This is a genomic window from Aeribacillus composti (assembly GCF_007827555.1).
GTDB lineage: Bacteria > Bacillota > Bacilli > Bacillales > Aeribacillaceae > Aeribacillus > Aeribacillus composti.
Genome location: NZ_VISS01000027.1, coordinates 23073 through 36577 on the forward strand (window position 1 = coordinate 23073; position 13505 = coordinate 36577).

The following is a 13505-nucleotide window of genomic DNA, read 5'->3' on the forward strand; positions in this document are numbered from 1 at the left end:
TCATTTCTTATTCTCTAATCTGTCCGCTTCCTTTAATAATATATTTTGTAGAAGTCAGTGCAGGGAGTCCCATCGGTCCTCTGGCATGGAGCTTTTGCGTGCTGATCCCGATTTCTGCGCCAAACCCAAATTCAAATCCGTCTGTAAAGCGCGTCGATGCGTTGTGGTAAAGAGCTGCGGAATCAACTAATTTGAAAAACTTTTCTACATTTGCGGCATTTTCTGTGATAATTGCCTCAGAATGGTTTGTTCCGTAACGATTAATATGCTCGATTGCTTCATCTACATTCGAAACAAGTTTCACCGCCATTGTATAATCTAAATATTCCGTTTCCCAATCTTCTTCTGTCGCTAATTTCAAATGCGGGAATTCATTGTACAATGCTTGATCGACTCGCAACTCCACATTTTTCTCCTCGAGCTTTTCAATGAGCTCGCGAATATACTCCTTATTCCAATTTTCATGGATGAGAAGAGTTTCGGCTGCATTGCAGACGGAAGGTCTTTGTGTTTTTGCGTTTACAGTTATATCAATCGCCATCTTTTTGTCTGCTGATTCATCAATAAACACATGACAATTGCCTGCGCCCGTTTCTAACACAGGGACAGATGAATTTTCAACAACTGTTTTAATCAGATTTTTCCCTCCGCGAGGAATTAGCACATCTAAATAATCATTTAATTTGAACATTTCCGCTGCCGTTTCCCTGCTGGTATCTTCCAGAAGCTGTACACTGTCGGCAGGAAAATTCGCTTTTTCTAACGCCTCTCGTATCACCTTTACGATCGCCATATTTGAATGCAATGCGGATGAGCTGCCGCGAAGAAGAACAGCGTTCCCTGTTTTTAAGCAAAGGCTTGAGGCATCAATTGTCACATTTGGTCTGGCTTCGTAAATCATCCCAACAACTCCGAGCGGCACCCGAACTTTTTCGATTTGTAAACCGTTCGGACGAGTCCAGCTTTCCAGCACTTCCCCAACTGGATCTTGCAAATAAATCAATTGTCTTAACGATTCAATCATTCCGTTAATTCGTTCTTCGTTTAAAAGAAGACGGTCAATAAGAGCGTCGGATAAACCATTCGCTTTCCCGTTTTCAATGTCTTTTTCATTTTCTTTTAAAATATAAGGCGTTTCTTTTTGCAATTGTTCAGCGATGATTGATAATGCGTTGTTTTTTTCTTCAGTAGTCTTTGCAACCAGCTTGGCAGCAGCTTCTTTTGCCAGCTTCCCTTTTGTCAACACTTCACTCATATCATCATCTCCTTACTCGTTATCGCTACAAATTGATCACGGTGAACCACTTCAGGATGTATGCGCTTTGTCATTTCCATCGCTTTTTGACTCGGCATGCCCATAATTTCTTTTAATTCTTCAGATGAATAATTGACTATGCCTTTTCCGATCAGCTTTTGTTCCTTGTTTAAAATTTGCACCACGTCTCCGGATTGAAAGTTGCCGCTGACACGCTTAACGCCAGCAGGAAGGAGCGATTTCCCTTCCTTCAAAATAGCCGCTACTGCTCCATCATCGACTTCCACATCACCAGATATGATCGAATGAAGAGCAATCCATGCTTTTGAATTACGAACAGCACTTAAATCGTTTTTGCCAATATATGTTCCGTCACCGTTCCCATTTAAAATTTCGATTAATTTCTCTTTTCCTTGACCTTTCCCGATAAATACGGATACACCGAGGGCAAGTGCCGTTTTTGCCGCCATGAGCTTTGATTTCATGCCACCTGTTCCAACTTTCGAACCGGATGTTGCCTCTGTTTGTTCAATTAATTCATCTGTTACTTCCGGCAAAAAATCAAATCGTTTCGCATTCGGATTTTTGGTAGGATCTTCTTCATATAAACCGTTAATATCCGTCAAAATAATAAGAAAATCGGCATGCAATAATCCGCTCACAAGAGCTGACAGCATATCGTTGTCTCCAAACGTCAATTCCTCAATCGAAACCGAATCATTTTCATTGATGATCGGGAGCACTTGCCGCTTTAGAAGCTCCGATAAGGTGGCGTATGCGTTTTGATATTGCTCTTTATGCTGAAAATTGCTCCTTGTCATCAAAAGCTGGGCACATACAATGCCGTATTTTTTAAATGCTTCTGTATAAGCCTGGATAAGCAGCCCTTGGCCCACTGCCGCAGCCGCCTGTTTTCCTCTAATTGTCACAGGCCTGGAAGGATATCCAAGATCTCCATACCCTGCTGATACCGCTCCTGACGAAATTAAAATTACTTCATACCCTGCTTCCTTCAATTTAGCAATCGCTTCAACATGCTCGTGCAGCTTTTCTTTGCTGAGTCCCCCGTTGTCATCTGTTAAAGAACTGCTTCCTATTTTTACGACCACTCGCTTTTTCCTCACTAAAAAACACCTCTTCATTGCTTGACAGTCATAAAAAAGACTCATATCATCCTTTCGAAAAAGGACGAATATGAGTCTATATCCGCGGTACCACCTTTTTTAGCACTAGTTTAGTGCTCCCTTTAGCCTGTAACGAAGGATACGGTCAGGTTATGAGCCTGACAGCTCCAGGGGTAGGTTCAATAGCTTATCAGCGATGAAACCTTTCAGCCATAGGGTTTCACTCTCTTTTTCGCCTAAAGTCTATTTACTGGCCCCTTTCAACGCCGAAAATATACTTTTTTTAAAATTATGTTTCAAAAATTTTTAAAAGTCAAGATGATTGCTGCATTTAAACATTTGCTTGTTGATTGAATTTTTTGTTTGTAAATTTATCTCTCAAATACGGCAGGATAAACCGATCAGCTCCCCAATAATACGCAGCTGCGCCTACTGCCATTAAAATGATTGCTTCAGTGTACATAATCGGATTCGTGCTTGTTGTTCCAGCTAACATAAAATTCAAGTTCATAAACGCACCAGCAATTAATGCAGGAGTTGTAAACAATCCCAAAATCAGTCCGATGCCAACTAACACTTCTCCAATTGGAATAATAAAATTAAAAAGTTCTACATTCGGAAGAGCAAAGTTTTCAAGGAACGCTGCATACCATCCTTGAACGGCCGGATGTTCTCCGGTTGCTTTAGCAATCGCCCCTTTTAAAAATCCTGTCGCATCAAATCCACCCAGCTTTTCGACTCCCGCGACAAACCATTGATAACCGAGCCAAATTCTAAGAGCCGCCCAGACAACCGCCATTTTTGGACCTTTCAGCCATTCCATCTTCAACCATCTCCTTTGTTTGTTTTTTCACTTTTATTTTTCGAAGAAGTTTGTGAAATATTTCACTAACCTCTTCAATTTCAATATATAATTTTCTGAATTTAACTTCAATATATTTGTGAAATATTTCACAAATTGTTAACAATTACTATAGTTATCCACATTCATAGTAGGATTTTATGAAAAAATCCAGCTTCTTAAGCTCCAACAGTTACATAATATCCACAAAAACAGTATGGATAATGTGTATAAGTTGTGAATTATCTGAAATATCTGTGGATAAAATAAAAAAGCACTCACCTTCTCTGGACGATGAATGCTTATACACAAAGAACGATCTCTCGAATTTACATGCAAATTAGAGCTGTTGCAAAAGAAACCGTCATTTTACAGAAGTGTGCATATTTTCCGATAACAAAAATTTTAGACATAACTAAATCTATTAAAACGTGGAATTTCTTTTCATAAAAAACAGGCGCCGTTTCAACAGCCGCCTGCTAAGCACTATGCTGCAATTTATTTTCTTTCTCTGCACGCTTATTTTTCTCATAACCGATCGCTAACACAATCAATGTCATAATTCCGATAAGTAAATATTCGATCCACAAGTTTTGGATGTGAAACCATTGTTCAATATGTTTATCCTTAAAGATCATCTCACCGGCGGTCCAAGCTAAAATTCCAGATCCAACATATACAATCCATTGAAATTTGTTCATTAATTTTACGATCGCTTTTGATCCAAAAATCATAATTGGAATACTGATCAAAACTCCAACCGCAATCATGCCGATATGGCCGTGTGCCGCACCTGCTACTGCAACCACATTATCCAAACTCATGACGGCATCTGCAAGAATGATCGTTTGAATAGCTTTAAGCAGACTGCTTTGAGATTGGACATGCGCAGCTTCTCCGTCATCTACCAAAACTTTATAAGCAATCCAAAGCAGCAAAAATCCGCCGACAATGTTGACAAATGGGATTTTCAACAGGACAACAATGACGGATGCAAACAAAATCCGTAATGCGACCGCACCTCCAGTCCCCCAGAATATAGCTCTGTTTTGCTGTTCTTTCGGCAGATTTCTCGTTGCCATTGCAATTACAACTGCGTTATCGCCGGATAAAATAATATCGATTGCAATAATTTTTAATAAGGCAATGATGGCGTCAGATGAAATAGATATACCAACTGAAAATAAATCCAATTGTTATTCGCTCCTCTATTAAAAAATGTATACGTATAGATTCTATCCCTACCTTCCTTTGAAAGCAAATCCAATATTTTACCTATTTAAAAATTAAAATGAGTCATCTCCTTGTCAGCTGCTGGATAAATGTTCGAATGGCAGTGGAAGAAAGAAGACCTTTTCGATAAATAATTGCAACCTCTTTACGCGGAAGTTCGTCTGCAATTTTCAAAAGCTTGACAGAAAACTCCGGGCTGTTTTCAACATAAAGCTTTGGCAGGATCGTAATTCCGTTATGTAAAAGCGTCATCTTTAACAACGAATACGTATCCGACAATTCCACAATTGGGTTTAACTTAATGCCTTCTTTATTACAAAATGAATCGATCGTCTGTCTAAGAACATATTGCTCGGGCAATAAAAAGATCGGGTACGATTGAAGCTCTTCCAAATATATTAAATTTTTTTCAGCTAAAGGATGATCAAGGGATACAATGGCAAAAAACTCTAATGAAAACCATTTAATAACCTCTACTTGCGGATGATGAACTGGTAAATAGACAATCCCTATATCGAGCTCAGACTTGACTATTTTTTCTAACGTTTCTTCCGTTTTTAGATCGTAAACAGAGAGTTTTATATTTGGAAACTGTGAGTGAAACGTAAGCAAGGAAGAATAAAGAAGATGATTGCCAACACATCCGATTTTTAAATGGCCGCGATTCAATCCTTTTAATTCATGTATTTTAATTTTTGCTTGATCAATTTCAGAAAAAATTTTTTTCACATGTTCAAGTAAAATCTCTCCGCTTTCCGTTAATTCAATTTTTTTCCCCATTCTTCGAAAAAGAACTGTATCAAGACTGTTTTCAAGAAGGCGAATTTGCTGGCTTAATGTTGGTTGCGTAATCCCCAGCTTTTCTGCAGCTTTCGTAAAATGCAGCTCTTGACTCAATATTGCAAAATATTGCAAAAGACGGAACTCCATTTTATAGCTCCTTTCTATAGATATTTTCTATTATTATGATAGTTATTATAGTATTGTACTATCTTTTCTTTTCAAGTACAATTCTGATTACGGAATTATCTGACTAGTATTAATTATCTAAATTATGTTGAAAGGGTGTGTGTTGTTTGACCAGCCGATATACGACAAGCAAGGCACTTTTAGAAGCGTTACAAGAAGCTGATGTTTCCTTTATTTTTTCAAATCTAGGAAGCGATCACCCTGCCATTATTGAAGCCCTTGCCGAAGCTGAAAAAGAGGGAATTGATTTTCCGAAAATCATTACTTGTCCACATGAAATGGTTGCCTTAAGCGCTGCACATGGATATGCTCAAGTAAGCGGGAAACCTCAAGCTGTTTTAGTGCATGTTGAATGCGGCACGCAAAACCTTGGCGCTGCCATTCACAATGCTTGGAAAGGTCGGGTGCCTGTCCTCATTTTTGCCGGAACTTCTCCATATACTCAAGAAGGGGAGCTTCGGGGAAGCAGGAACGAATTTATTCACTGGATTCAGGATGTTCCCGATCAGCCCGGAATTGTAAGGGGTTACATGAAGTATACTCATGAGATTCGCACCGGGAAAAATGTAAAACAAATTGTCCATCGTGCCCTGCAAATTGCTCAAAGCAGCCCGAAAGGACCCGTATATTTGACGAGCGCTAGAGAAGTTTTGGAGGAGGAAGTAGAAAAAGTAGAAATTCATCCTGAGCAATGGAGACCAATTGCAGCGCGTGCACTGGCACCGCAAGAAATAGATCCTTTAGTGAAAGATTTACTGGCAGCAAATAATCCGCTCATTGTCACGTCATATATTGGCAAAAACAAACAAGCGGTGAAAGAACTCGTTCAATTTTGTGAAAAACTTGCGATACCTGTTTTAGAGTCAGTGCCAAACTATATGAACTTTCCATCTGATCACCCGCTTCATTGCGGATATCAGTGGAATACTTCAACACAAAACGATTTAATCGAAAAAGCAGATTTTATAATGGTCATTGACAGTGATGTTCCTTGGATTCCAGTGAATAATAAACCATCGCCAAATTGTACGATTTACTATATTGATGAAGATCCGCTGAAGGAAGGGATGACATTATGGTATATCCCATCAAAACGTTTTTTCGCAGCTGATGCCGAAACGGCCTTGCGCCAGTTGAACGAAGTGATTAAAAACGCTGACATTGACAGCTTGCAAGTAAATGAAAGGAGAAAACAAATAGAAAAATATCATAAAGCTCAGCGTGAAGAATGGAAAAAAGCTGAACAATTTTTTGACGACATTATCACGCCTGAGTATTTAACTGCCTGCATACGGGAAGTGTGCGATGAAAACACGATTATTGTCAATGAAGGCATTTCAAATTTCCAAACATTATATACCCATTTGCAAATGACCAAACCAGGTTCTATTTTTGGCAGCGGCGGAGGCGGACTTGGATGGAACGGCGGAGCAGCGATAGGAGCAAAACTGGCAGACCCGTCTAAAACAGTGATCAGCCTTACTGGAGATGGATCTTATCTGTTTAGCGTCCCTTCGAGCGTTCATTGGATATCGCAAAAATATGACGCGCCATTTTTAACCGTAATTTATAATAATCGCGGTTGGAAATCTCCGAAACTGTCAACCTTAGCTGTTCATCCGAATGGTATCGCAAATGAAACGAATCAATTTTTCGTAGATTTCACTCCTCATGCTGATCTTTCGAAAATTGCAGAAGCTGCAGGTGGCGCCTATGCAAGAAAAATAGAAAACCCTCATGAGCTGAAAGAGGCTCTGAATGAAGCAATAAAAACTGTCAAGTCTGGCCGTTCCGCTGTTTTAGATGTATATTTGCCCGCTATTAGTCAAGAAAACCAAATGAGAGAGGAAAAAAACCATTCCACAGTTTAAAAAGCGGGAGCAAAAAGCATTTAAAATTTGAATTCATTTGGAATAGTTGAAAGTACAAAAATTTTAAAGCTGCGGAGAAAGTTCAAAAACAAGATGGAATCATCAAGAATGTAGGCTAAAAAAGTTTTATATTCCTTTCATCGCACATCGTCCGAAATATAGAAAACCAGCAGCCAATGATCTTATATTCAACCAGCAGCATTTTCTATTTCTTTTTGCCCTTTTATGTAAGCGCTATCTAAAGGTTATGTTAAATTTTAAATCTAGATAGGAGTGAAAATGATAATGAAAAAATGGGAAAGGTACCATACAATATGGGGAATGCTGTTCCTAGGATGGGTTGTTTCTTATATCGACAGAACTGCGACAGGCCCAATTGTTACTTGGATGATAGAACATAAAATATCATTTTTTTCAGATGTCCCGAATCCTCATGAATTTGGGGGCTTAATAGGCAGTTTGTTTTTTGCCGGATTTATGTTAAACCAATTTCCTGGAGGAAACTTGGGAGATAAATTTGGATACCGCCCTATTATTATATTAAGTATTTTGTGGGCAGCCGTCGCCACTTTTTTCACAGGCTTATCAGGCGGACTCGTCATGTTTGTTTTATTCCGTGTATTACTTGGATTAGGTGAAGGAATCCTTTATTCAAATGACAGATCCTATATTGCTTTCAACACTCCTCCGGAAAAAATGGGCTTAGGAATGGGAGTTGTTATTACTGGCCTGTCTATCGGCTTAACGTTGGCAACAATCGGTACACCTCTTCTTCTGGAAGCTTTTGTTCCTCTAATGGGAAATGATGCTTGGAGAGTTCCTTTTCTATTCATGGGATTCATTACTTTAATCGTTGCTGTTCTTATGTTTAAATTTATGAAGCCTGATAAAAAATTGATACAATCAGCAGATCCAAATTCACCTGGTGTGAAGGAATTTTACGGAAAATCGTTATATCACTTAAGTATTTATTCACTTGTGTTTTTGGTTATCATCATGGCGATATACTTCACATCAACAAAATTAGGGCTCTCATCGATTGTCATAGCTTTTATTTTGGCTAGTTTAGCCCCCATATTGATCATATATCTTTATGTAACAAAAAAATCAGAAGTGCACCCTTTGATTATGAATAAAAACCTGTTTTTCCTTTATCTATCTTTCCTGCCGATTTTATGGCATTTATGGTTGTATGGATTCTGGTCTACGGCAATTGTCCAAGAATTTGGCGGCGGAGCACTAGTTGCCGCAGCAGCAGTAGCTTCATTTAACGCAGTAGCAGGGGTTATCGGGTTCCCGCTTGGCGGAAAAATTTCTGACCTGTTAGCTGATAGACCGAACGGCCGCAGAAATGTATTAGCGCTTTTAACTTTTCTTTTAGCTGTTTCAATATTTGTTTTTGCTTGGTATATTCAAACGGAAAATAGCAGCCCGATTATTACATCAATCATTTTATTTATATCAGGATTATTCTTTTTTGCATTGCAGCCGGTTTCACATGCATTAAATGCAGAATTGGCGCCGGAAGGCAAACAAGGCGGGGCATTTGGCATGCTGAATCTGATAGCAGAAATTGGCGCCGTATTGTCGCCAGTCGTATCAGGATATTTAAGAGACAGCACAGGCAGCTGGGGAGCTCCGCTAATATTGGACGGAGTTTTAATTAGTATTAGTTGTTTATTTGTTTTAGCAATCTCAAGCAAAGCTGTACAATCTGCTCAACCAAAAAATATCTCGTCTAGCGAAGCAAATATGTAAACAAGTTATGTATAGCGATGAAATTTTTCTAAGCAAATGATGCTGTTGTTAATTGGCGAGTATCATTCATTTATCAGAGATAGATCATTTTCACATTGATGAAAAAGATTCCCATTGAAAAAAGGGCTTTGCAAAAAGTTAATTGAACTGACTTTTTGCGGGCCCTTTCTTTTTAATACTATTCCCGATCAGGTTTGCGATAAGTCTTGACTTGAAAGGGTAACTGTGACGGTCTTTTCTTTTCCGTCCCGATATAATTTGACTTTGACTGAGTCTCCTGATTTCTTTTCACTGTACAAATATTTTCTTAACTCACTCGTGTTGTGAATACTTTGCCCATCCAATGCGACGATCACATCCTTTTCCTGCAATCCGGCCTGATCGGCGGGAGAATTTGCCTGAACTCTTCCAACTACCGCACCTTCTTTAACGTCAGATGGCAAATTGAGTGTGTCTCTAAGGAAATACTCAGGAAGCTCGCTTACATTTAATAATGCAACTCCAAGAAACGGACGGTCAATTTTTCCTTTTTCCATTAATTGATTGATCGCCTTCACAACATCATTGCTTGGAATAGCAAATCCGAGCCCTTCCACACCTTCCTGGCTGATTTTCATACTGCTGACGCCGATGACTTTCCCATCCATGTTAATTAAAGGGCCTCCGCTGTTTCCTGGATTGATCGCTGCATCAGTTTGAATGACATCAAGCGCCCAGTCTCCTTCAGAAGTTGTAATCGTCACTGTGCGATTGACTCCGCTGATAATCCCTTCTGTTACAGTTCTAGAAAGATCGCTGCCAAGCGGATTCCCGATTGCAATGACCTGATCGCCGACTCGTATATTATCGGAATCACCAAACTCAGCTACTGTGTTAACACTATTGTTATTAATTTTTATGACGGCCAAGTCTGTCAATGAGTCAGCACCGACTACCTCTGCTTTTTCCTTATCGCCATTGGAAAGCGTTACCTCCAATGAAGAAGCCCCTTCAATAACATGGTTATTTGTAACAATAAAAACATCATTGCCGGACTTTTTAAAGATAATTCCTGTTCCGCTTCCGCTTTCCACTTCTTCGCTGGAAGAATCTTGGCGCGATCCAAACCAATCTGTCCTTTGCTGCTGCAAATTAGAAATGCCGACAATCGCTGGTGAAAGTTTTTCAGCTATTTCTGCAATATCGCCTTGATTGGAAATCTTCGCAACATTAACAGATGCTTCCTGATCGTTTGTATTTTGACTGACCGCTATATGCTCTGTTTCATTTGAAGCTTTGTTATGATCTTGGAATGGCAAGTAGGTCAACGCACCGTATACAACAGCTCCGCCCAAAACACCGCTGATTAAAGAAGAAAGAACCGGCTTCAACAAACTGTTCTTTTTTCTTTCCACACGATTGTTTTGATCTATTTCATCATAATATCCCATAGTAAAAGCCCTCCTCTTCTTCATCGTTTGTCTTATTGACATACTAGGCAAAAAATATGACGAAACGATGAACAAAAGGTAAAAAAACATTGAAATATAAAAAAGATCGGACGCCACTCAATATGATGCGCCTCTTACCTTTTCGCCAAATCCATAGTTCAAAAGCACTTTTCAAAAATCGGTTCTCCTGCCAAGCCCTAACGAAACGGTGAACATCAATCCGGATCGCCCGCGGTACTTTCATTTATTACAAAAAATGCAATTCTGAAACACATAGATGTTGTTGATTGAAAATAAGCCCTTCAGAAAAATTGGCATTTGAATTCGTATGCATGCCCCGGATTTCATTCAACGTATTCAAACTTCAACTGTTTTCCCTTCTTCAGCAACATGGAAAAGAAGATGAGCAAGATGCTGAATGGGGCCGTATATTTCCTCTTCCTCCTGCTCCGCCATCACTTCATCACCGAATTCTAAGTCATTTAGATAAAGAGCTATAAATTCATAAAAGTCTTTTAGTTCAAACCGGTAGCATTCGCTCGGATCTTCCTCGTCCTCCTCGTAGCGAAGGGAAAGATAAGACATATTGCCATCGCTGTCCTCAGCGTCAAAAAAGACGAAAAAACCAATGTTTGTATCGAGATCAAACAAATGTCTTGTCCCTCCTTCTGTCACCCTTTCAAAATCATCCGGGCTCAGCTTTTGCACTTTCATTTCTTCCATATCATCTTCAAGGTGAAATTTAACAGTGAATTCACGCATCGTATGTCTCCTCCTCAAATATTAGAAAATACTTAATGAATATGTTTTAGATAAAAATTCAAGCAGTTTGATGCCGGTCAGACTATTGCCTTTGTCATCCAATGCAGGACCGAATATGCCGATGCCGCATCTTTTTGGAACAGATGCGAGTATGCCTCCTGAGACGCCGCTTTTTGCCGGAATCCCGATTTTAATCGCAAATTCTCCCGAAGCATTATACATGCCGCAGGTGACCATAAACGTTTTGCAAATACGCGCTACATCAAGGGGCATGATTTCCTCTTCTGTAAACGGATCGCGCCCATCCATCGCAAAAACGAGGCCGATGCGCGCCAAATCGATGCATGTCATTTCAATGGCACATTGCTTCGTGTAAAGCTCCATCAGATCTTCGACATCTTCGTTTATAATATTATGCTGTCGAAGAAAATAACATAAGGAGCGGTTTAAAAACGCGGTTTCAAATTCGGATTGAGCGACTTCTTGCGAATAAGAAATGGTTGGATTTCCTGTTAGCTTGCGGACAAAACGAATGAGTCTCTGCAGCCGTTCTTTCACCGTTCTTCCCGAAATCATATGCGTTACGGCAAGTGCACCGGCATTGATCATCGGATTCAGCGGCTTTGTAGGCTGTGTTTCCTCAAGCTTAGCAATGGAATGAAACGGATCGCCCGTCGGCTCCATCCCAACTTTTTTGAATACCTCCTTTTCACCGTGATCCATAATGACAAGAGCTAAAGCGATAATTTTTGAAATGCTTTGAAGCGTCACTTTTACCGTTACATCCCCAGCGTCAATGATTCTCCCATCAGGCATATATATAGCAATAGATAAATCATTTGGATTCGCTTTGCCAAGAGCCGGTATGTAACTGGCAACTTTCCCCTGATGCCCATACTTTTTCGCTTCTTGGACAAAGCGGATCAATTCTTCTTTTTCGTACATTCAGCCATCACCATTATTTAGTATGGCTCGCTGTATAAAATTTTATAAACAACCCCTTTGATATTTGACAAATGAGTATGATATGTTTATTCAATCTAGAGATAGTCATTGTTGCATAGATTGTTTTCTCTCACTTCCATGCTTTCTTTTGCTTGATAAAATCCCCCATTGTCCCAGTAATGTCACTAATGCAAGGCCGCCGGCGGCAAACGGAAGTTGGGAAGGAGCCAATCCAGCCAGCATCACTATCCCTCCAAGAAGAGAACCTATTGCACTGCCCAAATAATTTGCGGAACTGTTCAAAGCAACGGCCGCTGCACCTTGATTAGGCTGTATGTGAAGCAATTCATGCTGCTGCGGGGCTTGCGATGCCCAGCCCATCGCCCCCCATAGAATAAAAGGCAGAAATGACAGGATCGGAAATGAAAGGGCGAATGGCACACTGAACATGGACAAAGCCATTATGGCCAAAATTCCTGCCATGAGCAAACCCGGTTTGCCTGTCCGGTCAATCAAAGCGCCGATGGAAAAACTGCCAACTACGCCGCCAATTCCCCATGCCCAAAGATATGGCGTGTTGTTGGAAATGTCCGCCAAGTTATTCAAAATAACAGCAATATATGTGTAAAGACCCAAGCTGGCAACACTGGTCATAAAAGTGATGCCAACAATTGCTGCAACCCGTCCATTTGTCATCATTGCGACGCGCTGGCGGAGTGAAGGTGGAGCTGAAGCTGCAAAATGTGGAAACCAGATGGCAATTCCCATCATGGCAATTAAGCCTAGTGCAGTGATCACCCAAAGAGTTCCATTCCACTTCAGATGTTCCGCAATCACCAGTCCAAGAGGGACTCCCATGACTGTTCCAGTGCTCATGCCGCCAAGAGTCATGCCAAGTGCTCTGCCGCGTTTCTGTTCGGGCACTAGTGATGCTGCAGCTGCCGATGCTAGCGGAGAGTAAAGTCCGGCGCCGATGCCTGCAATTGCCCGTGCAATCAGCAACATGGAAAAATTTGAAGCTAGTGCACTTATCCCGTTGCCTATCGAGAATACTGCGAGCGCCAACAATAAAATATTGCGCATCGGTTTTCCAGCAAGCAGTGTTGCAAATACCGGAGCGGCCAGTGCATAACAAAGCGTAAAGACGCTCACGGCTTGCCCTGTTTGTGAAGGAGTTATATGAAAAGTTGCACCGATATCCGGAAGCAAACCAGCTATTACATAAGCATCAAACCCAAGAGCGAACATACCGATCGTCAAGAGAAAAACTTTTTGCATAATAACTTAGCCTCCATTTTTACGGAATTATCTTTACGG

Annotated in this window: 11 protein-coding genes and 1 other annotated feature; of the genes, 2 read left to right on the plus strand and 9 right to left on the minus strand. The window is 40.4% G+C overall.

Features of this window, described 5'->3' with window-relative positions:
* Positions 1 to 7: 7 nt before the first annotated feature.
* The 5 genes from FB379_RS13720 to FB379_RS13740 all read right to left on the minus strand — a co-directional run bounded on the left by FB379_RS13720 (position 8) and on the right by FB379_RS13740 (position 5383).
* The gene (locus FB379_RS13720) at positions 8 to 1255 is read right to left on the minus strand and encodes a glutamate-5-semialdehyde dehydrogenase (RefSeq protein WP_063386268.1); all 1248 of its coding nucleotides are present in this window, start codon (positions 1253 to 1255) and stop codon (positions 8 to 10) included.
* The gene (gene proB / locus FB379_RS13725) at positions 1252 to 2379 is read right to left on the minus strand and encodes a glutamate 5-kinase (protein ID WP_063386269.1); all 1128 of its coding nucleotides are present in this window, start codon (positions 2377 to 2379) and stop codon (positions 1252 to 1254) included. The genes FB379_RS13720 and proB overlap by 4 nt, the downstream gene beginning before the upstream one ends.
* Before the next feature lie 57 nt (positions 2380 to 2436).
* Positions 2437 to 2652, minus strand: a binding site (T-box leader).
* Positions 2653 to 2710: 58 nt separating this feature from the next.
* The gene (locus tag FB379_RS13730; RefSeq protein ID WP_066247308.1) at positions 2711 to 3202 is read right to left on the minus strand and encodes a DoxX family protein; all 492 of its coding nucleotides are present in this window, start codon (positions 3200 to 3202) and stop codon (positions 2711 to 2713) included.
* A 497-nt stretch (positions 3203 to 3699) separates the two neighbouring features.
* Positions 3700 to 4392 (minus strand): TerC family protein, encoded by a 693-nt coding sequence (locus tag FB379_RS13735; protein ID WP_063386365.1) that lies wholly within the window; start codon positions 4390 to 4392, stop codon positions 3700 to 3702.
* A gap of 124 nt (positions 4393 to 4516) precedes the next feature.
* Positions 4517 to 5383, minus strand: a complete 867-nt coding sequence (locus FB379_RS13740) for a LysR family transcriptional regulator (RefSeq protein WP_063386271.1) — start codon at positions 5381 to 5383, stop codon at positions 4517 to 4519.
* Positions 5384 to 5529: 146 nt separating this feature from the next.
* On the opposite strand from FB379_RS13740, the gene FB379_RS13745 reads away from it, so the two are divergent.
* Together FB379_RS13745 and FB379_RS13750 are read left to right on the plus strand one after the other, a co-directional pair.
* Complete coding sequence (locus FB379_RS13745; RefSeq protein WP_144598209.1) at positions 5530 to 7293, plus strand: thiamine pyrophosphate-requiring protein; 1764 nt, start codon at positions 5530 to 5532, stop codon at positions 7291 to 7293.
* Positions 7294 to 7578: 285 nt separating this feature from the next.
* Positions 7579 to 9051: an MFS transporter gene (locus FB379_RS13750; RefSeq protein ID WP_242009333.1), complete on the plus strand. Its 1473-nt coding sequence runs from the start codon at positions 7579 to 7581 to the stop codon at positions 9049 to 9051.
* A 188-nt stretch (positions 9052 to 9239) separates the two neighbouring features.
* On the opposite strand, the gene FB379_RS13755 is transcribed toward FB379_RS13750, so the two are convergent.
* The 4 genes from FB379_RS13755 to FB379_RS13770 form a co-directional block, all read right to left on the minus strand.
* Positions 9240 to 10481, minus strand: coding sequence for a S1C family serine protease (locus tag FB379_RS13755; RefSeq protein WP_242009334.1), 1242 nt, complete (start codon positions 10479 to 10481; stop codon positions 9240 to 9242).
* 357 nt (positions 10482 to 10838) lie between these two features.
* The gene (locus tag FB379_RS13760) at positions 10839 to 11243 is read right to left on the minus strand and encodes a cytosolic protein (RefSeq protein WP_066247319.1); all 405 of its coding nucleotides are present in this window, start codon (positions 11241 to 11243) and stop codon (positions 10839 to 10841) included.
* 21 nt (positions 11244 to 11264) lie between these two features.
* Positions 11265 to 12188: a glutaminase A gene (gene glsA / locus FB379_RS13765; protein WP_066247321.1), complete on the minus strand. Its 924-nt coding sequence runs from the start codon at positions 12186 to 12188 to the stop codon at positions 11265 to 11267.
* Between the two features lie 105 nt (positions 12189 to 12293).
* Entirely contained in the window at positions 12294 to 13466 is a 1173-nt protein-coding gene (locus tag FB379_RS13770; RefSeq protein WP_144598211.1) for an MFS transporter, read from the minus strand.
* Between the last annotated feature and the right edge of the window lie 39 nt (positions 13467 to 13505).

Excerpts from the sequence above, each read along its gene's own strand:
- FB379_RS13720 (WP_063386268.1), bottom strand. The coding sequence starts at position 1,255 with ATGAGTGAAGTGTTGACAAAAGGGAAGCTGGCAAAAGAAGCTGCTGCC.
- FB379_RS13730 (WP_066247308.1), bottom strand. The coding sequence starts at position 3,202 with ATGGAATGGCTGAAAGGTCCAAAAATGGCGGTTGTCTGGGCGGCTCTT.
- FB379_RS13740 (WP_063386271.1), bottom strand. The coding sequence starts at position 5,383 with ATGGAGTTCCGTCTTTTGCAATATTTTGCAATATTGAGTCAAGAGCTG.
- FB379_RS13750 (WP_242009333.1), top strand. The coding sequence starts at position 7,579 with ATGAAAAAATGGGAAAGGTACCATACAATATGGGGAATGCTGTTCCTA.
- FB379_RS13755 (WP_242009334.1), bottom strand. The coding sequence starts at position 10,481 with ATGGGATATTATGATGAAATAGATCAAAACAATCGTGTGGAAAGAAAA.
- FB379_RS13760 (WP_066247319.1), bottom strand. The coding sequence starts at position 11,243 with ATGCGTGAATTCACTGTTAAATTTCACCTTGAAGATGATATGGAAGAA.
- glsA (WP_066247321.1), bottom strand. The coding sequence starts at position 12,188 with ATGTACGAAAAAGAAGAATTGATCCGCTTTGTCCAAGAAGCGAAAAAG.
- FB379_RS13770 (WP_144598211.1), bottom strand. The coding sequence starts at position 13,466 with ATGCAAAAAGTTTTTCTCTTGACGATCGGTATGTTCGCTCTTGGGTTT.